Annotated in this window: 19 protein-coding genes; 6 read left to right on the top strand and 13 right to left on the bottom strand. The window is 65.1% G+C overall.

The genetic code is table 11. The features are described from left to right. Positions 1 to 3 precede the first annotated feature (3 nt). From ACEE23_RS06765 to rho, 12 genes are all read right to left on the bottom strand, one after another. The gene (locus ACEE23_RS06765) at positions 4 to 993 is read right to left on the bottom strand and encodes a F0F1 ATP synthase subunit gamma (RefSeq protein ID WP_448872123.1); all 990 of its coding nucleotides are present in this window, start codon (positions 991 to 993) and stop codon (positions 4 to 6) included. Positions 994 to 1,048: 55 nt separating this feature from the next. Continuing rightward, positions 1,049 to 2,689, bottom strand: coding sequence for a F0F1 ATP synthase subunit alpha (atpA, locus tag ACEE23_RS06770; RefSeq protein WP_368521065.1), 1,641 nt, complete (start codon positions 2,687 to 2,689; stop codon positions 1,049 to 1,051). Positions 2,690 to 2,770: 81 nt separating this feature from the next. Then, positions 2,771 to 3,589 carry a F0F1 ATP synthase subunit delta gene (locus tag ACEE23_RS06775; RefSeq protein ID WP_368519678.1) on the bottom strand — a complete coding sequence of 273 codons (819 nt, stop codon included), beginning with the start codon at positions 3,587 to 3,589 and terminating at the stop codon, positions 2,771 to 2,773. Positions 3,590 to 3,595: 6 nt separating this feature from the next. Beyond that, entirely contained in the window at positions 3,596 to 4,165 is a 570-nt protein-coding gene (locus ACEE23_RS06780; RefSeq protein WP_368519677.1) for a F0F1 ATP synthase subunit B, read from the bottom strand. Between the two features lie 44 nt (positions 4,166 to 4,209). Continuing rightward, positions 4,210 to 4,449, bottom strand: coding sequence for an ATP synthase F0 subunit C (locus tag ACEE23_RS06785; protein ID WP_368519676.1), 240 nt, complete (start codon positions 4,447 to 4,449; stop codon positions 4,210 to 4,212). Between the two features lie 105 nt (positions 4,450 to 4,554). After that, entirely contained in the window at positions 4,555 to 5,343 is a 789-nt protein-coding gene (gene atpB, locus ACEE23_RS06790) for a F0F1 ATP synthase subunit A (protein WP_448872126.1), read from the bottom strand. A gap of 577 nt (positions 5,344 to 5,920) precedes the next feature. Next, the gene (locus ACEE23_RS06795) at positions 5,921 to 6,298 is read right to left on the bottom strand and encodes a hypothetical protein (protein WP_368519801.1); all 378 of its coding nucleotides are present in this window, start codon (positions 6,296 to 6,298) and stop codon (positions 5,921 to 5,923) included. A gap of 116 nt (positions 6,299 to 6,414) precedes the next feature. After that, positions 6,415 to 7,578: a glycosyltransferase family 4 protein gene (locus ACEE23_RS06800; RefSeq protein WP_368519675.1), complete on the bottom strand. Its 1,164-nt coding sequence runs from the start codon at positions 7,576 to 7,578 to the stop codon at positions 6,415 to 6,417. Next, positions 7,578 to 8,246 carry an L-threonylcarbamoyladenylate synthase gene (locus ACEE23_RS06805; protein ID WP_368519674.1) on the bottom strand — a complete coding sequence of 223 codons (669 nt, stop codon included), beginning with the start codon at positions 8,244 to 8,246 and terminating at the stop codon, positions 7,578 to 7,580. Before ACEE23_RS06805 ends, ACEE23_RS06800 begins: the two co-directional genes overlap by 1 nt. A gap of 87 nt (positions 8,247 to 8,333) precedes the next feature. Then, positions 8,334 to 9,206, bottom strand: a complete 873-nt coding sequence (prmC, locus tag ACEE23_RS06810) for a peptide chain release factor N(5)-glutamine methyltransferase (protein ID WP_448872129.1) — start codon at positions 9,204 to 9,206, stop codon at positions 8,334 to 8,336. A gap of 2 nt (positions 9,207 to 9,208) precedes the next feature. Further along, a complete protein-coding gene (gene prfA, locus ACEE23_RS06815) occupies positions 9,209 to 10,285 on the bottom strand; it encodes a peptide chain release factor 1 (RefSeq protein WP_368519672.1) in 1,077 nt (358 codons plus the stop codon). Next, a complete protein-coding gene (gene rho, locus ACEE23_RS06820) occupies positions 10,285 to 12,141 on the bottom strand; it encodes a transcription termination factor Rho (protein ID WP_368519671.1) in 1,857 nt (618 codons plus the stop codon). Before rho ends, prfA begins: the two co-directional genes overlap by 1 nt. A 598-nt stretch (positions 12,142 to 12,739) precedes the next feature. Between rho and ACEE23_RS06825 the strand changes: the two genes are divergently transcribed. From ACEE23_RS06825 to mobA, 5 genes are all read left to right on the top strand, one after another. Then, positions 12,740 to 14,524 (top strand): long-chain fatty-acid--CoA ligase, encoded by a 1,785-nt coding sequence (locus tag ACEE23_RS06825; RefSeq protein ID WP_368519800.1) that lies wholly within the window; start codon positions 12,740 to 12,742, stop codon positions 14,522 to 14,524. A gap of 83 nt (positions 14,525 to 14,607) precedes the next feature. Next, complete coding sequence (moaA, locus tag ACEE23_RS06830; RefSeq protein ID WP_368521062.1) at positions 14,608 to 15,723, top strand: GTP 3',8-cyclase MoaA; 1,116 nt, start codon at positions 14,608 to 14,610, stop codon at positions 15,721 to 15,723. A 22-nt stretch (positions 15,724 to 15,745) separates the two neighbouring features. After that, entirely contained in the window at positions 15,746 to 17,017 is a 1,272-nt protein-coding gene (locus ACEE23_RS06835) for a molybdopterin molybdotransferase MoeA (RefSeq protein ID WP_368521061.1), read from the top strand. Positions 17,018 to 17,049: 32 nt separating this feature from the next. Beyond that, positions 17,050 to 17,529, top strand: coding sequence for a cyclic pyranopterin monophosphate synthase MoaC (moaC, locus tag ACEE23_RS06840; protein WP_368519668.1), 480 nt, complete (start codon positions 17,050 to 17,052; stop codon positions 17,527 to 17,529). Positions 17,530 to 17,532: 3 nt separating this feature from the next. Continuing rightward, the gene (gene mobA / locus ACEE23_RS06845; RefSeq protein ID WP_368519667.1) at positions 17,533 to 18,144 is read left to right on the top strand and encodes a molybdenum cofactor guanylyltransferase; all 612 of its coding nucleotides are present in this window, start codon (positions 17,533 to 17,535) and stop codon (positions 18,142 to 18,144) included. On the opposite strand, the gene ACEE23_RS06850 is transcribed toward mobA, so the two are convergent. Then, a complete protein-coding gene (locus ACEE23_RS06850; protein WP_368519666.1) occupies positions 18,094 to 18,570 on the bottom strand; it encodes a molybdopterin-binding protein in 477 nt (158 codons plus the stop codon). The genes mobA and ACEE23_RS06850 overlap by 51 nt on opposite strands. A gap of 248 nt (positions 18,571 to 18,818) precedes the next feature. Here ACEE23_RS06850 and ACEE23_RS06855 point away from each other — a divergent pair, with 248 nt between their 5' ends. Continuing rightward, on the top strand, positions 18,819 to 20,153 hold the full coding sequence (locus ACEE23_RS06855) for an MFS transporter (RefSeq protein WP_368519665.1): 1,335 nt from the start codon (positions 18,819 to 18,821) through the stop codon (positions 20,151 to 20,153). Positions 20,154 to 20,182 lie beyond the last annotated feature (29 nt).

The following is a 20,182-nucleotide window of genomic DNA, read 5'->3' on the forward strand; positions in this document are numbered from 1 at the left end:
AATCTAGTCACTTTCTGCGCTTTCGGCGAGCGCGCCAGCGCCACCGACGATCTCTGTAATTTCCTGGGTAATCTGCGCCTGACGGGCCTGGTTGGCCACGCGGGACAGGTCCTTGACCAAGTCCGTCGCGTTGTCAGTTGCAGACTTCATGGCGGTACGACGAGCCGCGGACTCGGAAGCGGAAGCCTCCAAGAACATCGCGAACAGGGTGCGTGAGACGTACTGCGGAAGCAGGGCTTCCAGCAGGCTGTCCGCGTCCGGTTCGAAATCAAAGTCCGAGCTCAGTTCCTCAGTGTTCCCGCTATCGGAGAGCGCCGACTCACCCTGGTTCAGTTCCACCGTATCAATGACCGGCTCGATGGGCAGCAGCTGCTGCGCGCGAGCGGTCTGAGTCAGCATGGACTCGAACTCGGTGTAGACGACGTGCACCTGGTCGAAGCCGCGGACCGGCTGGCCCTCGCCCTCGGCGTGCAGGCCCTCGCGAGCCTTGGTGGTGCCTTCGGAACCAGCGATGAACCCTTCCACGATGTGGTGGCGGACGTCGTGCGTCTCGTTCCACGTCGGGTCCTGGGAAAAGCCGGACCAGCTGCCGGCCACTTCTTCCTCACGGAACTGGTAGTAGCCCACGCCCTTGTTACCAGTGACGTAGCGAGCTACCACGTAGCCCTCCTGCTTGAGGAGAGCTTCCAGTTCGGCGGCCTTCTTAAACACGTTGTTGTTGTAGCCACCGCACATACCGCGGTCGGAAGAAACAACCAGCACGGCCGCGACCTTGGCGTTGTCGCGCTGTCGCAGCATCGGGTGATCCAGCGAGCTGGCGGCCGCCAGGCGGTTCATCACTGCGTTGAGCTCCTGAGCGTAGGGCACGGATGCCTCCACTCGGGCCTGCGCCTTGGTAATGCGCGAGGTAGCGATGAGCTCCTGAGCCTTGGTGATCTTCTTAGTGGAGTTGACGGACCGGATACGGTCGCGCAATTCACGAAGAGTTGCCATGGTTTACTTTCCTCCCTTCTTAATCAATCGACTTTGTGTCCTCGTAAGCGCGAGCCTACTTGGAAGCCTTTCGGGAGACGTTGAGCTCGGTCTTCTTAACCTCGTCGGCATCGAGCGGCTCAACCGGAGCCTCGGAGCCCAGGTTGTGGCCCTCGGTGGTGCGGAAGGTCGGGGTGAAGTCCTTAGCCGCGGAGACCAAGGCGTCCTTGGACTCGTCGGTGAACGGAACGCCGCCGGCGATCTGCTCGTAGACCTGCGGGGTGTTGGCCTGCAGGTACTCGTGGACCTCGGTCTCGAAGCGACGCACATCTTCGACGGGAACGACGTCGAAGATGCCCTGGTCCGCCAGGAAGATGGACACCATCTGGTATTCCACCGGCTGCGGAGAGGACTCGCTCTGCTTGAGCAGCTCAACCAGGCGCTGGCCGCGCTCCAGCTGGGCCTTGGAGGCGGAGTCCAGATCGGAAGCGAACGCAGCGAACGCCTCCAGGTCACGGTACGCAGCCAGGTCCAGACGGAGGTTACCGGCAACCTTCTTCATACCCTTGGTCTGCGCAGCGCCACCGACACGGGAGACGGAGACACCGACGTTAATAGCCGGGCGCACACCTTGGTTGAACAGGTCAGACTCCAGGAAGACCTGGCCGTCGGTAATGGAGATGACGTTGGTCGGAATGAACGCGCCCACGTCGTTTGCCTTGGTCTCGATGATCGGCAGTGCGGTCATCGAGCCTGCGCCCATGTCGTCGGACAGCTTGGCGGCACGCTCCAGCAGGCGGGAGTGCAGGTAGAACACATCGCCCGGGTATGCCTCGCGTCCCGGCGGACGGCGCAGCAGCAGGGAGATGGCACGGTAGGCCTCGGCCTGCTTGGTCAGGTCATCGTAGATAACCAGGACGTGGTTGCCCTGGTACATCCAGTGCTGGCCCAGAGCGGCACCGGAGAACGGTGCCAGCCACTTGAAGCCGGCGGAATCCGAAGCAGGGGCGGCCACGATGGTGGTGTAGTCCAGCGCACCGTGATCGGCCAGGGTCTGGCGCACACCAGCGATGGTGGAGCCCTTCTGACCGATGGCCACGTAGATACAACGGACCTGCTTGTTCTTGTCGCCAGATTCCCAGTTGGCCTTCTGGTTCAGGATGGTGTCGATGCAGACCGCGGTCTTACCGGTCTTACGGTCACCAATGATCAGCTGACGCTGACCGCGACCGATCGGGGTCATGGCGTCGATAGCCTTGATACCCGTCTGCATCGGCTCTTCGACCGGCTGGCGCTGCAGCACGGACGGTGCCTGCAGCTCGAGGGCGCGGTCTTCTTCGCTATCGATCGGGCCCATGCCGTCAATCGGCTGGCCCAGCGGGTTGATAACGCGGCCGAGGAATTCCTCGCCCACGGGAATGGAGAGGACCTCTCCAGTTCGCTTAACCTCGTCGCCCTCCTTGAGGGACTCAAAATTACCCAGCACCACAACACCGATGGAATTGGTGTCCAGGTTCTGTGCAACGCCGATTACGCCGCCAGGGAACTCGAGCAGCTCATTCGCCATAACAGACGGCAGGCCAGAAACCTGTGCAATACCGTCAGCTGCCGAAATGACCACGCCGACCTCCTCACGGGAGGCCTCCGCGGAGTAGCTCGAGGTGTAGTTCGCAATCGCGCTACGGATCTCATCGGAGGAGATCGTCAGCTCCGCCATGTTCTTCCTACTCTCGGTAGTATCGTCCAGCAATTACTTAAAGTTTGTGTCGTAGTCTTCACGTAGAGACCGTCAACGACTCTACTTGGCCATCGAGGCCCGCAGGCGGGAAATCTTGCCCGCCGTGGAACCGTCGATAACCTCGTCGCCGACGCGAATAGTCATGCCACCGAGGAGGCTGGTGTCAACCTCAGAGTGAATGGACATCGCACGACCATAAATCTTGCCCAGCTTCTCAGCGAGTACTGCCTGCTGGCCTTCGTTCAACTCACCCGCGCTGACCACGTGTGCGACCTCGCGCCCCTGCAGCTTGGCTGCCAGCGACGCCAGATTGGCAACGTCGTCGATCGGATTCTGCTCCGGGCGTCCGATGGCCTGCAGCGCGAGCGCCTCAGTGAACATCGTGACCTTGCCGTAGAGCACGTTAGCCAACAGCCCGCGCTTCTTGGCGGACTTGGCAGTGCGGTCGGAAAGCAGCTGGGTCAGTTCGCCCTCGCGGTCCAGGATGCGCGACAGGCGGAAGAGCTCGTCTTCCACCTGGCCGAGCTTCCCCTCGGACTCTGCGCCCCGCAGAAGGGAACGGCGGCCCAGGGCCACCAGGCCCCGAACCAGGTCCCGGCCGGAAGACCACTTGGCGGAGGCAGCCGCCTCCAGCACCTGCTGGGTGCTGGGGGCAACCTTGCCGCCGAAGAGGTCAGCGACCAGCTTCTTGCGGGTCTCTTCCGAAGCCGCGGCGTCGGACAGGTCGGCGCGCAGTTTGCGCTCACCATCTAGGACGTCGACAACTTCGAAGAGTTCGAGGCCGGTTTGAGCGGCAACCGCTACGGCGGTGGACTCGCCCAGGATGTTATCCAGGGTCGACTCCACGCCGGCGAGTGCTTCGCGGCTAGCTGCCTTCATAGCCTCCTACTTTCCGGCCGGTGCCACAGTGTCGAGCTCGGACAAGAAGTTATCAATGGTGGAAGACTGCTTGGCGGAGTCAGAAAGCTCGCCGCCCAACAGCTTCTCAGCCAGGTTGATGGAGTTTTGTCCGATGTCGGAACGCAGATCGGAGATGACCTGGGTGCGGGAAGCCTGCAGCTGCTTTTCGCCATTGGCGATAATGCGGCGGGACTCCTCCTCGGCCTTCTCCTTGGCTTCGGCCTCGATCTGCTTGCCGCGCTCGCGCGCCTGCTCACGGATCTCAGCTGCCTCTGCACGGGCATCTGCCAACTGCGCGTTGTACTTCTCGAGGGCTGCCTTGGCCTCGGCCTGCTGGGCCTCGGCGCGCTTCAGGCCACCCTCAATCCGGTCCTCACGCTCTTGCAACAGCTCCTGGAACTTCGGAAGCACGAACTTCCAGAAGACCAAGAGGATGATGATGAACGGGATCAGAGACCAGACGATGTCATAGAGCTTGGGCAGGAGGATGGAGTTGCCGCCCTCCATAGGCAGCTCCTCGCCCTCCGCCGCAAGGTAGTAAAAGACGTTGTTCATAAGTCTCCAGTCTTAAAAGGGGTTTGTGTGTGAAACGCGCGCTTTTAGAACAGGAAGCCAGCGACGAGGCCGATCAGGGCCAGGGCCTCAACGAAGGCGATACCCAGGAACATGGTGGTACGCAGCTGGCCAGCCATCTCCGGCTGACGTGCCATGCCCTCGACGGTCTTGCCGACGAGGATGCCGATGCCCAGGCCCGGGCCGATGGTGGCGATGCCGTAGCCGATGGCGCCAAGACCGGTGATCGAGGACTCTGCTGCCTGAGCCAAGATGATGTCGTTCATGTGAAAGTCGTTCCCTTTCGAATGTTTCCCCGCCAGCGCTTTGCCGGCGAAGGCGGTGGTGGTTTGATGTGGGGTTATTCAGTTGGCCGCGTCGTTCGCGCGTGTTTAATGCGAATCTGCGTGCAGTGATAGTTCGATGTATACGGCGGTCAGCAGGGCGAAGATGTACGCCTGCAGGAAGATGATGATGATCTCGTATACGGTGAACAAAACCGCTGCGATCAGAGTCACACCAGACATCGCGGTCCAGCCATTCAGCTGCCAGAAGAAGAAGTTGGTAGCCGAGTACAGCAGGACCAAGATGATGTGGCCGGCCAGGAAGTTCGCCATAAGACGCAAGGCCAGCGTGACAGGACGCAAGATGAACGTCGAGAAGAACTCGATCGGCACAACCAGCAAGTGCAGAGCCGGCGGCAGGTTAGGAATAACCACCGACGACTTCAGGAACTTGCCGAAGCCATAGCGCTTTGCACCGGCGTAAATCATCGCGATATACGCCACGATGGCCAGCACGATGGGCATGCCGATACGGGCATTCGCCGAAATATTCAGGCCTGGGATGATTGTCGAGACGTTCCAAAACAGAATGCCGAAGAAGATGGACGCCAAGATCGGCAGGAACCGACGGCCTTCCTTCTTCCCCAAGATGTCTTCTGCGATGTGAACGCGGACGAAATCCAGCCCGTATTCCGCAACGTTCTGCAAACCCTTCGGAACCAGCTTCGGGTTCCGGAAGGCGACTACAAACAGGATCACCAAGATGGCCGCCATGAGCAGGCGGGCCAGCATCAAGCGATCCAGCGCGAACGGTGTATCCGCAAAAAGGATATGGCCGTAATATTGCCCCGGGAAAAATTCTGGATCCAGTTCGGGTGCGTGAAAGCTTCCCTTCATGGCCAATGTCGTAACGCTCAGCGTTCTCTCCCGTGTTCGGGCCGTATGAGTGTCGAATTCATACGGTGCGATGGACGTCTCAAACTCTCTGCCGCAACAACGGACTCCGTCGCACATCAGCGATGCTGCAGCAGGGATTCACCGCAACGGACTATAAGGCGTTGCAGTCCGTCACTTACAGACTGCGGACCCTAGATCCGCGGTAACCCGCAGGAAATTCTAGCAGCTTGTTATCGAAATTTCGCACGCGGGGGCCCAGTTTGTGCAAGTAGCCGGCCGGAAACGCGAACAAATGGTCCACTCTCGGCCCAAAACTGCCCGTTCCCACCGAAAACCCAGGCGGGTAAGGTTAATCACAGCCTTATGCTTTAGTCCCCCGCGGGGGTGACCAGCACCGCCCAAATACACCCCCGACCACCCAATTAACCGACCTTGTCGGCCTTTGCCGCGCCTTCTTCCCTACCGACTTAGCCCCCGTATACCCCACGCGATCCGGCCCGCCCGGGCCCTACACGACGAAGCGCCCAGGACAGCTTGTTCTTGGGCGCAACGCGAGCGGGAGTGACAAGGTCCTGGCTTAGGACACGTAGGTCACCCGCGAGGTGATAATCCCCCACACCTCGGTCCCCAGCACGATAATCAGCGCCAGGATGACGGTCACGAAGAGGGCGACGTTGTCGTAGAAGTCCATGCCGCGGATGGCCAGCAAGACAATAATCAAGAAAACAACCTTGACCAACCAGCCTCCGAGGACGACCGCCATGGTGGTCGACGGGCTGGAGTTGGCGGTCACGAGCACGGACAGCGCGGTCAGCAGGACGAAGCCGCCGCCGATGGCCGCTCCGAGCAGCACGCCCCAGATGCCGGGCAGGTCTTTGGCCCAGCCCCAGCCGACCAGCGACAGCACGGTCACGACAGCCAGCGCCATGGAGCCGAAGCGCACCGCGCGCACCATCGGCCGGCGGTGGTCGTCGAACTCGGAGCGCAGGGCCCCGCCGTTCGGGTTAGTTTGCGTGGAATCAAAGCTTTCAGACACGAATACGAATCCTACAGGTTTAACGGGTGGACCTACTAGCGCGGCTTATTCGCCGCGGCTGGCACGCGGCCAATCTTGCCGGCGCGCAGCGGGATGAGCGTGGCGACGGCGGCGGTCACGATGGCAACGGCCGTGGCCCCGGCCGCCACGGGCACGGGCACGACCGAGAAGCTCACCGCCCCGAAGGCGACGGCCGAAACCCACAGGTAGAGCACCAGCACGGTACGGCGGTGCGTGTGCCCCAGCGACAGCAGGCGGTGGTGGATGTGGGCCTTGTCGGCCGAGAACGGGGATCGTCCCTGGGACAGGCGGCGGATGACCGCCCAGACCAGGTCGAGCACGGGAATGAAGACCGCGGCGACGACCACGATGAGCGGCGAGAGCACCGCCACCATGTCGGCACCTCCATAGAGCGACATGTTGATCTTGCCGGACACCGACGTCGAGGCGGCCGCAAGCAAAAGGCCGATGAGCATCGAGCCGCTATCGCCCATGAAGATGCGGGAGGGCTCGAAATTGTGCGGCAGAAAGCCCGCGCACATGCCCACGAGGCCGGCCGCGATGATCGCCGGCGGGTAGGCCGAGACCGCCCCGCCCTGGTCGTGCAGCACCGTCAGCGAGAAGATCAGGATGGCCCCGCCCGCGATGAGTCCCAGGCCGGCGGCCAGGCCGTCCAGCCCGTCGACGAAGTTGATCGCGTTGACCAACAGCACGGTGATGAAGATGGTCACCAGCGAGGACTGGAACTGATCCAGCAGCAGCGTGGTGCCGCCGCCAAAGGGCACGAACAACAGCGACCAGGTCAACCCCAGGGCCGAGAGCAGGGTCGCGGCGACCAGCTGCCCGGCCAGCTTCACCAGGGCGGAGAGCTCGACCAAGTCGTCGACGATGCCGACGAGCACGATAGCCGTCGCCGCCCAGATCACCGCGGTCATCTCCGGGGTGACCGGCATGAAACCGCGGGTCAGCGCCGGCAGCTGGGCCGCGAAAAAGACCGCGGAGATAAACCCGGTGTACATGGCCAGCCCGCCCAGCTGGGGCGTGGGCTGGGAGTGGCTGTCGCGTTGGCGCACCTCGGCGACTTGGCCGCTGCGCACCAGCAGCGAGCGCACGATGCCCGTGGTCAGGTAGGTGATAATCGCCGCCACGAGGATCACGAGTCCGATCTCGCGCAGCGGCACCCCGGCTCCGCCTAGCATTAGGCTCCCGGGCGGGTCCGCAGAGCCTCGGCGGAGACCCCGATAACTTCGGAGATCTGTTCGGCCGAGATGGCGCCCTCCCGCAGCAGGTAGGGCTGCGGCGCGGCCAGGTCGATGATGGTCGACGGCTTGCCGATGGCGGTTTCCCCACCGTCCAGGTAGACCGACACCGACTTGCCCAGCTGTTGCTTAGCGGCGATCGCCGTGGTCGGCGGCTGGTGGCCGGAGATATTGGCGCTGGACACCGCCATCGGGCCGACCTCCCGGAGCAGCTCGATGGCGATAGGGTGCAGCGGCATGCGCAGCATGACCGTGCCCCGGGTATCCCCCAGGTTCCACGGCAGGCTGGGCGCCTGCGGCACGACGATGGAAAGCCCGCCCGGCCAGAAGGCCTCGACCAAGAGCTTGGCCTGGTCGGAGTACGTGGCAACGAGGCCCTGGATGGTGTCCCAAGAGCCGATGAGCACCGGCACCGGCATGTCCGGGCCGCGGTGCTTGGCGGCCAGCAGGTTGGCTACCGCGTCGTTGTCGAAGGCGTCGCAGCCGATGCCGTAGAGGGTATCCGTCGGCAGCACCACCAGGCGCCCAGACTTCGCCGCCCGAGTCGCCGCAGCGATTCCTTCCGCGCGCCCGGCCTCGTCAGCGCAACTATAGATTTTGCCTTGCATCAACTTCTCCCACGAAAAACTTAAGTTCTCTGGTTTTTGATCTCGGTGTCTTTTGGCACCGCTCCCCTGGTTGCGGAAGCTTTAACCCTACTCTGTGCACTGCGCGCGCACGAAGCGGGCGGTGCCGGTGAGATCGAGCATTGGTTCTACTGTACTAAAGGCACCGGTGTCCCGAAGGACGCTCTGCACGGCCGCGGAGGTGGCATCGTCGTGCTCGACGCCAAGCCACCCGCCCGGGGCCAGCCAGCGCGTCAGGTTGCCTGCCATGGCCCGGATGACGTCCATGCCATCCGATCCGGCGAAGACCGCCTCGGCCGGGTCGTGGTAGACCTCCGGGGCCAGGTCCGGCGACTCCGGCACGTAGGGCGGGTTGGTCACCAGCACGTCGACGCGCCCGTCTAGCTCCGGCAGCAGGGCCCGATCGCACACGTCGCCTTCGACGAGCTCCACCTCCAGCCCCAGTTCGGCGAAGTTGCGCGCGGCATACTCCGCGGCCTGGGGGGACTTCTCGACCGCCACCACGCGGGCGGCGGGCACGAGGTAATAGGCCAGATAGGCAGCCAGGGCGCCCGAGCCGGTGCAGAGGTCGAGGATCGTCAAGCGGGAGCTATCCCCCCGCTTAATCAAGCCCTCAGCCTTGCCTTTAGCCCAGTCGGCCAGGACCTCGGTCTCCGGGCGTGGGATGAAAACCCCGGGCCCCACCGCGAGATCGAGCGGGCCAAACGGCGCGGTGCCCACGATGTGCTGCAGGGGTTCGCGCTGCTCCCGTCGCCGAACGAGCGGCTCGAGGGCGAGCTCGAAGCCGGGCATCGTCGGCTCATGCAGCGGGATATCCAAGTGCCCGCAGCCGATGAGGTGGCTCATCAAGAGGCGGGCGTCGAACTCCGGGGAGGCCACCCCGGCCGCGGACAGCCGCCGGGTGGTCTCCTGGAGCAGGCCCGCGTAGGTGCCGGGGGCCACTGCTAGCCTTCGGCCTCGAGGCGCTCGGCGCGCTCCTGGTTCTGCAGGGCAGTGATGAGATCGCCCATGTCGCCGTCCAGCACGGAATCCAGGTTGTTGGCCTTGTAGCCGATCCGGTGATCCGTGATGCGGTTTTCCGGCCAGTTGTAGGTGCGGATGCGCTCGGAGCGGTCCATGGTGCGGACCTGGGAGGCGCGCTGCTCGGCGTCCTCGGCCTCGCGGGCCTCGCGCTCCATCTGATCCAGGCGGGCCTGCAGCACCTGCAGGGCGCGCGCCTTGTTCTGGATCTGGGAGCGTTCCTTCTGGCAGGTGACGATGAGCCCGGTGGGCAGGTGCGTGATGCGCACGGCGGAGTCCGTCGTGTTCACGCCCTGGCCGCCCTTACCGGAGGAACGGTAGACGTCGACGCGGATGTCCTTTTCGTCGATATTGACCGACTCGACCTCGTCCGGCTCCGGGTAGACCAGCACGCCGGCCGCCGAGGTCTGGATGCGGCCCTGGGACTCGGTCACCGGCACACGCTGCACGCGGTGGACGCCGCCCTCGAACTTGAAGACGGACCACGCGCCGTCGCGGGACGGGTTCTTCGACTTGAAGGAGATGGTCATGTCCTTCACGCCGCCCAGGTCGGACTCGTTGAGGCCGAGCACCTCCCAGCTAAAGCCCGTCTTGTCGGCGTAGCGCTCGTACATGCGGGCCAAGTCGCCGGCAAAAAGCGCGGCCTCTTCCCCGCCGGCGCCGGCCTTAATCTCCATGATGATGTCCTCGGCGTCGTGCTCGTCGCGCGGGGCCAACAGGTCAGCGAGCTTTTCTTCCAGCTCGACGACCTCGCCCTCCAGGCGGTCCGCCTCGGCCTGGAAGTCATGGTCCTCGTAGGCCATCTCCTTCGCGTCCTCGAGGTCGGCGCGAGCCTGGTTGAGCTCGTCGTTGACCTGGATGATGGGCCGCAGCTCGGCGTAGCGCTTGGACAGCTTCCGGAATTGGTTCTGGTCGCCGGCGACCTCCGGGTCGGCCATCTGCATTTCCAGACCCTGGTATTCGGAGACGATGTCGTCGACCAGCGAAACCTGGCTAGCCATTACTTGTAATCCTCCTCGTCCTTGTCAGCGACCATCGGCGCGGACTGCGCCACGCCCATGAGAAATTCGCCGTTGGACTTGGTCTTCTTTAGCTGCTTGATGAGCAGGTCGATGGCCTGGTGGGAGTCCAGGGCCGCGAGGATGCGCCGCAGCTTAGTCATGATGCGCAGCTCCTCCGGCACGAGCAACAGCTCGTCCTTACGGGTGCCCGAAGGGTTCACGTCGACGGCCGGGAAGACACGGCGCTCGGAGATGGAGCGGTCCAGCTTCAGCTCGGCGTTGCCGGTACCCTTGAACTCCTCGAAGATGACGTTGTCGCCGGTGGAACCGGTTTCCACCATGGCCGTGGCGATGATGGTCAGCGAGCCGCCGTTTTCGATGTTGCGGGCCGCGCCCAAGAAGCGCTTCGGCGGGTAGAGGGCATTGGAGTCGACACCACCGGACAGGATACGCCCGGAGGCCGGGGACGAGTTGTTGTACGCGCGGCCCAGGCGGGTGATGGAGTCCAGCAGAACGACGACGTCCTTGCCCTGCTCCACCAGGCGCTTGGCGCGCTCGATGGCCAGCTCGGCGACCGAGGTGTGCTCTGACGGCGGGCGGTCGAAGGTGGAGGCAATGACCTCGCCGTTGACCGAGCGCTGCATGTCGGTGACCTCTTCGGGGCGCTCGTCGACGAGCACCACCATGAGGTAGCACTCCGGGTTGTTGATGGAGATCGCGTTGGCGATGTTCTGCAGGATGGTGGTCTTACCGGCCTTCGGCGGGGAGACGATGAGGGCGCGCTGGCCCTTACCAATCGGCATGATGAGGTCGATAACACGCGTGGTCAGGACCTTCGGGTCCGTTTCCAGGCGCAGCCGCTGGTTCGGGTACAGCGGGGTCAGCTTGGCAAAGTCCGGGCGCTGCTTCGCTTCTTCCGGATCCATACCGTTGACGGTATCGACGCGCACCAGCTGGTTGTACTTGCGGCGGTTGCGGCCGTTGCCGTGGGTGTGCGTGGCGCCGGCGACCTTGACCTGGCCGGTCACCGCGTCGCCGGAGCGCAGCCCCAGTCGGCGGACCAGGTTCTGGTTGACGAAGACGTCCGAGTTCGCCGCGCGGTAGCCGGTGGTGCGCAGGAAGGCGACGTTGTTGTCGACTACCTCGAGGATTCCGCCGACGGCCTGCAGCTCATCGCCTTCGCGGATCTGCAGGTCGTTGCCACCCCCACGGTTGTCGTTGCCGCCGCCACGGTTGCGGCGGTTGCGGCGGTTGCGACGCCCGCGGCGGCCGCCGCGCTCGTCATCGTCGCCGTTGTTGCGGCGGTTGTTGTTGCCGCCGTTGTTGTTGCCATGGTTGCCGTTATTACCGCCGTTGCCGTTGTTGTTCCCGCCGTTGTTGCCGTTGCGGGAATCATCCTGGTTGTCGCGGTTGTCGCGGCCCTGGTCCTGGTTGTTGCCATTACCGTTGTTGCCGTCGTGATCGTCGCGCCCACCCCGGCGCGCGCGGTTACGGCGGGCCCGGCGAGCCTGGGCGCGGGATTCATAGCGCGGCTCGTCATTGCCGTTGTTCTTGTCGGCGTTCTTCTCGCCCTTCTTGTCGCTGTCGCCCTGATTGTCATCGCGGCGCGAGCTACGGTGATCGTCGCGTGGTGCGGCATCAGCGGCATCGTCAGCCTGGTTGGCCGGGGCCTCAGCCTTCGCCGGTTTAGCGGCCTTGGCGGCGGCCGGCTTCTTGCCGGTGGTAATTGCCTCGATGAGAGCGCCCTTGCGGAGAGCGCTGACGCCGCGCAGCCCCTTCTGGGCGGCAATTTCGCGCAGCTGTGGCAGCTTCAGGGATGCCAGTTCTTGAGGCGAGATATTCTCCGTATCGCTCACGGAAGTCCTTTCGTCGCTTTTCCCAGCGGATGATTCTGGGTGCCCAGCGTGCCCGGTCGGGCGGTCGTGCCGCGTGTCACCGGGCCGGTGTTCCCACTCAGCTGGGTCTGCCGGCTAGGCACTCTGGAAATGACTGTGTAGTTAAAAGATAAAACTCTGGCTAGCCTGCCTGTACACCCCGCGGCACACTGTCTTGGACCTCGAGCTAACTCGAGGGCGCGCAGTGCCGGTGGGGACTGGAAGGGGCCCAATAGTCCGCGAGGGACCAGGTTGCCCTTCTTTTCCTCGGCAGGAACCACGTCGTCCCCTGCGGGCCGGCCTTAAACCTTGCGCGATGTGCACGGCGTTGGCAGAACTAACCCATAAAAGCGCGCGGGCTGTGGTTCGACCCATTCTGCAGGGCCAAAGCCCAGGGACAACGCATCTCGACTGCACGAGCAGGCCCGAGCACATGATGCTTTACTGTTCAACTTAGGGCAGCTCACGTAGCTCAAACGCTCAAGCAGCTCAGCCAGTCTCAGACAGTATAGCGCAAGAATTTGCCTTCTTCGGTACCGACCCCACCCCGGGGCCGAAGGAGGTGGCTATCATAGTGACCATGCACTCCACCATGCAGGAAGTCCCGCTCAACATCTCCCGTATCTTGGAGCAGGGGGCGACCGTCCACAGCCAGACCAAGGTCACCACGTGGCACGGCGAGCACGCCCCCGACGGCGCCGGGGCGGCCGAGGAATGCACCTTCGCGGACATCGGCGCGCGGGCGGCGGCCTTTGCCCACGTGCTCCACGACGAGCTGGGCATCACCGGCGACGAGCGCGTCGGCTCTTTTCTGTGGAACTGCGCGGAGCACCTAGAGGTGATGTTCGCCGTTTCCTGCAAGGGCGCGGTCTTTACCCCGCTGAACAAACAGCTGATGAACGACCAGATCCGGCATATCGTCAACCACGCCGAGATAGAGGTCATCGTCGCCGATCCGCGCCTGGCCCAGCAGCTGGGCGCGGTGCTGGCCGGCACCGAGACCGTCCGCGCGGTCGTCTTCACCGGCCCGGGCCGGGTGGAACACCTAAGCCCCTACTTCCCCCGCGGCGTGGAGGTCTACTCCTACGAAGCCCTGCTGGACGGGCAATCGACCCGCTACGACTGGCCGGTCCTGGACGAGTCCGCGGCCGCGGCCCTGTGCTATTCCACCGGCACGACCGGCGCGCCCAAGGGCGTGGTCTACTCCCACCGCTCCATTTATCTGGCCTCCATGTTGCTGCGCACCACAGACAGCCTGGCCATTACGCACGGCGAATCCTTCCTGTGCTGCATCCCCATCTACCACGTGTTGTCCTGGGGCGTGCCTTTTGCCGCCTTCATGACGGGCACCCCGCTCATCCTGCCGGACTCGGACGTCTCCGCGCCCACCCTGGCCAAGCTCATCGCCTCTACCCACCCACGTGTGGCGCACGGCGTGCCGACGATTTGGATCCAGCTCTTCGTCCACTACCTCCACCACCCGCCGGAGCGCATGTCGCTGACCGAGATTTACGCCGGCGGCTCCCCCGTCCCGCCGCAGGTGATCAAGGTCTGGGAGGAGCGCTTCGGCGTCGACGTCGTGCACGTGTGGGGCATGGTGGAAACGACCACCGTGGGCACCGTGGCGCGCCCGCCGCAGGGCGCCAGCGGCAACGCCCGCTGGGGCTACCGCATCTCCCAGGGCCGCTTCCCCACTAGCTTGGAATACCGCGTGGTCAACGACGGGCAGGTGGTCTCCAAGACCGACCGCAACGCCGGCGAGATCCAGGTCCGCGGCAACCTGGTCACGGAGTCGTACTACCACTCGCCGGCCGCGGAGTCCGGCGGGGCGGCTTCCCAGTTCCGCGGCAAGCGCACCGAGGACGCGGCCAGCAAGTTCACCGCCGACGGCTGGCTGCGCACCGGCGACGTCGGCTCGGTGACCAAGGACGGCTTCTTAACCATCGAGGACCGCGCCCGCGACGTCATCCGCTCCGGCGGCGAGTGGATCTACTCGGTCCAGCTGGAAAACCTCATCATGGCCGACGACCGGGTCATCGAGGCCGCCGTCATCGGCTACCCCGACAAGCAGTGGGGCGAGCGCCCGCTGGCGGTGACCGTCCTCCAGCACGACATCGACCCGACCATCGAGACCGCGGAGAGCCTGCGCGAGAACCTGCGTTCCGAGCTACCCGGCTGGATGCTGCCGGAGTACTGGACGTTCATCAAGTCCATCGACAAGACCTCGGTGGGCAAGTTCGACAAGAAGGATCTGCGCTCCCACCTGGCCGAGGGCGAGTACAACATCATCCGCCTGGCCGGCCCGGGCGAGGCCAACCAGATTGATGACAACGCCACCCTCGATCCGGACCAGCGGCTGACCTAAAACCCGACGGGAAGGAATAGCTGACCTGCGCGTGCCGTTGTGGTTGGTAGTCCTGTCCGCACAACGCATAGAGTTGGGAGAATATGACTGACCGTTCTTCCGCCCCGAAGGTGCTGCTGCCCACCCCGCGCGTAGCCGGCCGCCCGCAGGCCGCCGCGGACCTGCCTCCCGCCGACGCGAACGGCAACCGGGCTTTGGTGGACAAATACGGTCGCGTCGCCCGGGATCTGCGCGTATCCCTGACCGACCGCTGCAACCTGCGGTGCACCTACTGCATGCCCGCCGAGGGCCTGGATTGGATGCCTAACCAGCACAAGCTCGACGACGCCGAGACCATCCGGCTCATCCGCCTGGCCGTTGAGCGCCTGGGCATCCGGCAGGTCCGCTTCACCGGCGGCGAGCCGCTCCTGCGCAAGTCGCTGGCCGAGATCATCGCGGCCACCAAGAAGCTGCGCACCGACGAAGGCCGCGCCCCCAGCACGGCGCTGACGACGAACGGGCTGGGCATGGACAAGCGCATCGACGAGCTCAAGGCCGCCGGCCTGGACCGGGTCAATATTTCGCTGGACACCATCAACCACGCGGCCTACGCCGAGCTCACCCGCCGCGACCGGCTCGATTCCGTCTTCGCGGCTATCGATGCCACCCTCGCCGCCGGCCTCCACCCCGTCAAGATCAACGCCGTGGTCATGCCCGGTATCAACGACGGCGACATCGTCGAGCTGGCCGATTTCGCCCTGCACAAGGGCGCGCAGCTGCGTTTTATCGAGCAGATGCCGCTGGGCCCGCGCGAGCAGTGGGATCGCTCGACCATGGTCACCGCGGACGACATCCTCGACCAGTTGAAATCCGCCTTCGATCTGCGCCCGGCCCGCGCCCCGCGCGGATCGGCGCCCGCCGCGCTCTGGGAGGCGACCTGCCCCGACGGCACGCGCGGCAAGCTGGGCATCATCGCCTCGGTCAGCCACCCCTTCTGCGGCGACTGCGACCGCACCCGCCTGACCACCGACGGCGCCGTGCGCAACTGCCTCTTCGGCAACTCGGAGACCTCCCTGCGCGATCTTATGCGCCAGGGCGCTTCCGACGAGGCGCTCATGGCCGCCTGGGCCGGAGAGATGTGGGCCAAGCTGCCCGGCCACGGCGTCAACGACGAGGGCTTCCTGCAGCCGGACCGGCCGATGTCCGCCATCGGCGGGTAGCCACCTTAAGCTAGTACCCGTTATGCACCATCCTTCTTCGTGCTCCGTCGCCGAGCATCTCTCCCGCATCCTCGGCCTCGTCGGGCCCCTCCCGGCCGTGGAGGTAGCCGCCGACGAGCTGACCAGCGGCCTGTTTTGCGCCGCCGATGCCACCTGCCGCATCCCCGTGCCCGCCTTCCACAACTCGGCCATGGACGGCTTCCTGGTCCACCGCGCCGACCTGGGTTCCGGCTCGGCCACGCTGCCGGTGCTCGGCGACGTGCCGGCCGGCAGCGCACCGCAAGAGGTGCCCGCGGGTGCGGCGGTGCGGATCATGACCGGCGCCCCCATCGCCGACCCGCTCGATCCGGAGCTCGTGGTCGTGCCCGTAGAACTGACCAATATCCCCGCCGGGCCCACCCCGCTGCCGGAGACGGTCACCATCACCGGCGCGGATCCCGCCCGTCCCCACATCCGCCGGGCCGGCGATAACCTCGCCGTCGGGGACATCGCGGTTCGCGCCGGGTCCCGCGTGGACCCCGGCGTCATCGCCGCCTGCCACTCCGCGGGCCTTAACACACTGCCCGTGCACCGCACCCCGCGGGTGGCGGTGATTTCCACCGGCGACGAGCTCGTCAGCCTGGGCGACGGCCCCTGGTCGCTGGGGCCTGGCCAGATCCCGGATTCCAACCGGCCTATGCTGGCCCAGCTCGTGCGGGACTCCGGGCCCGTCGAGCTCACACACCTACACGCCGGGGATAGCGACGGCGCCGCAGGCCGGAGCGATTCCTTCGTCGCCCTGACCAAGGAGGCGGCCCAGACCCACGATCTCATCATCACCAGCGGCGGGGTCTCGGCCGGGGCCTTCGACATCGTGCACACCAGCGCCCAGGCACATGCCAGCAATGCCTGGTTCGGCGACGTCGACCAGAAGCCCGGCGCCCCGCAGGGAGTAAGCATCTGGGGCTCGACCCCAATGATCTCGCTGCCGGGCAACCCGGTGGCCACCTTCGTCTCCTTCCACCTCTACGTCGCCCCCGCGTTGCGCGCCCTCCGCGGCGACCCGCACCCGGCCCTGCGCCGCCGCGGGATAGTCCGGGCGGGCGAGAATTTCCCGGACACCCGCGACCGCCCCGCCTGGCTGCCGGTCCGGGTGGACTACGCGGACAACCCGCCTGCCGCCTTCCCCTTCAACGGGCGGCGGCTGGGCTCCCACATGGTGGCTAACCTGGCGGGCACCGCGGGGATGGTGGGCCTTGACGCCCACGCCGCCGGGCCGCGGGCGGGCGATACTGTCGAGATCACCTGGTTCTAGACGAGTCTTAGTTAAAGGAGAAAGGACGAGCAATGGAGTTTACGCATCTCAACCAGGCCGGCGAGGCCTACATGGTCGACGTGACCGAGAAGAAGCCGACCGTGCGCACCGCCACCGCCGAGGGCGAGGTGGCCTGCTCCCGGGAGGTCATGGACGCGCTGCGCGACGGCACCGTGCCCAAGGGCGACGTGCTGGCTGTGGCACGAGTGGCCGGCATCGCGGCGGCCAAGAAGGTCCCGGAGCTGCTGCCGCTCGCCCACACCATCGGCGTGCACGGCTGCCGCGTCGACCTGGAGCTTAAGGATGATTGCGTGGCGATTTCGGCCACCGTGCGCACCGCGGACCGCACCGGCGTGGAGATGGAGGCCCTGACCGCGGTGAACGTCGCTGCGCTGGCGGTAATCGACATGGTCAAGGGCGTGGACCGTTCCGCCTTCATCCGGCGGACGGGAATCGTCGCCAAGTCCGGCGGGCGCTCCGGCGACTGGTCCCGTACCCTGCCGGAGGCCTAAGCCATGGCTCTGCCTGCTTGTCCCCTTACCGGCCAGCTCGGCGTCCTCGTCTTGGCCGGCGGCCGGGGCCGCCGCATGGGCGGGGTCGACAAGGCCAGCCTGCGCGTTTCCGGACAGCGACTCGTCGACCGCGTGCTGGGCCAGCTGCCCTACCACTGCAAGCGCATCGTGGTCTCGCCCTATCCCCTGGGCCTGCCGCAGGTCTGCGAGAACCCGCTCTTCGGCGGCCCCGTCGCCGGCATCGCGCGCGGTGCACAGGCCCTGCACAGCGACTACATCGCCGTCCTGAGCGTCGATGCCCCGGATTCCGCCCAGCTCCTCCCCGCCCTCTGGCAAGGGCTTATGGCCGATGATGCCGACGCCGCCATCGTCCGCAGCGCCGACGGCTTCCTGCAGCCGCTGTGCTCGCTGTGGAAGGCCGACCACCTGCGCCGCGCGCTCGCCGGGCTGCCGGGCGTGCACAACACCTCCGCCCGCCGGCTGCTGCGCCAGGCGCGCCACAGCTCCCGGGTTATCGAAGTCCCCGGCACCGGCGCCGAGCGCGACTACGACACTCCCCAGGAGCTAGCGGCATTCGCGGAAGATGTCCTTCAGCAGGGGCAGGACAACCGCTAGCGTGTCCTCGACCGCCCCGACCGAAGACGCGGAATTGACCAGCAAGGTCCCCGGCGGGCACGCGGTAACGCCGATGATGCCCCGGCACAAGCCCGCCCGGGGCGAGTTTTTCAGGCCCTCCAGCAGGACCTGAGTCTCCAGCCCCCACATACGCGCCGCGATGAATTCTTCCGTGACCTCCGGGGTGTCGTTATCGCGAGAAATCCCCGTCGCGCCGATAACGAGCACCACGTCGGTGCCTGCCTCAATTGCCTGACTCAGCGCTGGCCTTAAGTTCGCGGCTCCCTCGTTGAGGCACTGCTTCAGCGTGACCTCCACGCCGTGGTTGGTCAATAGCTCCACCGCGCGTTGACCTGCCTTGTTGGGCTTTGAGCCCTCCTTGATGCGGTTCGACGCGACGATGACTGCGGCCTGCAACTCAGGCATTGGTGCCTCCTGGCGTCCCATTCGGCCACCTCCTCTACTACACCCGTGAGAAAAATCACTGTGGGAATTATTTTCCCAGCTAAGGGAACCCTCAGCGGCTTACGCAGCACGAACCGGAAGGCAAGGAAATGTGCAACATTAACGTTTCCTAAATAAACCCAGATTCTTCCGTACAAATTCCTCTTCTGAGTCTAATACTCGATAGATTGATATTCAGCTATTCCTTCGAGATGTTTTGAGGACACCCCATGACTCAGCTAGACACCTCAGGCAAAGTCATCCAGGGCTGGGATCCAGAGGATTCCGAGCACTGGGACTCCAAGATTGCCTGGCGCACGCTCATTATTTCGACGACCACCCTGTTCATCGGCTTTGCCGCATGGTATCTGGTCTCCGCCATCGCGCCCATCCTCAACGAGATCGGCTTCGTTCTCAGCTCCGGCCAGCTCTACGCGCTCACCGCGGTCTCGGGACTCGCCTGCGGGCTTTTCCGCCTGGTCTTCATGTTCCTGCCGCCGGTGCTCGGCACCCGCAAGCTGGTGACCTTCTCCGCGCTGCTGTTCCTGCTGCCGATGTTCGGCTGGTTCTCGGTCGTGCAGCGCCCCGATGCCTCCTTCGCTGAGCTGCTCGCCATCTCTTTTGCCTCCGGCATTGGCGGCGGCGTCTTCTCCGGCCTCATGCCGTCGACCGGCTACTTCTTCCCGAAGCGGATGTCCGGCACCGCGCTCGGCCTGCAGGCCGGCCTGGGCAACTTCGGCATCTCCTTCATCCAACTGGTCGCCCCGTGGCTGATGGGCTTCAGCCTCATCGGCATCGGCTTCGTCGCCCCACAGCGCCTGCCCGACCAGACCGCGATCTTCGTCCACTCCCCGGCCATCTTCTTCGTGCCCTGGACCATCGTTATGGCCGTGCTGGCCTGGACGCTGCTCAAGGACGTGCCGGTCAAGGCGAACTTCCGCCAGCAGATCGACATTTTCGGCAACATCAACACCTGGGTACTCACCGTCGTCTACCTGATGAGCTTCGGCGCCTTCTCCGGCTTCGCCGCCCAGTTCGCCCTGATGATCAACGACCTCTACGGCCAGACCTCCAAGTTCGCCGAGGTCATGAACCCCGACGACCTGCCCCGCGGCGCCGCCTTCGCCTTCATTGGCCCGCTGCTCGGCGCCCTCGTGCGCGCACTCTGGGGCCCGCTCTGCGACAAGTTCGGCGGCGCCATCTGGACCTTCATCGGCTGCCTAGGCATGACCATCTTCACCGCGTTCTCCGCGCTGTTTTTGAACCCGGATTCCCCGGACCAGTTCTGGTGGTTCCTGGCGGGCATGCTCATCATGTTCTTCTTCACCGGCCTGGCTAACGCCGGCACCTTCAAGCAGATGCCGATGATCCTCCCGCCCCGCCAGGCAGGCGGCGTGGTCGGCTGGACCGGCGCCATCGGCGCCTTCGGCCCGTTCGTCGTCGGCATGCTCCTGTCGGTTATGCCCATGGCCGCCTTCTTCTGGGGCTGCGTGGTCTACTTCGCCATCACCACGGTCCTGGTCTGGGTCTTCTACGCCCGCCCGAACGCCCCGTACCCTGGCTAAACCCCGCACCCAACAGAGAGTTTTACCCC

The organism is Corynebacterium sp. 32222D000AT (genome assembly GCF_053546955.1).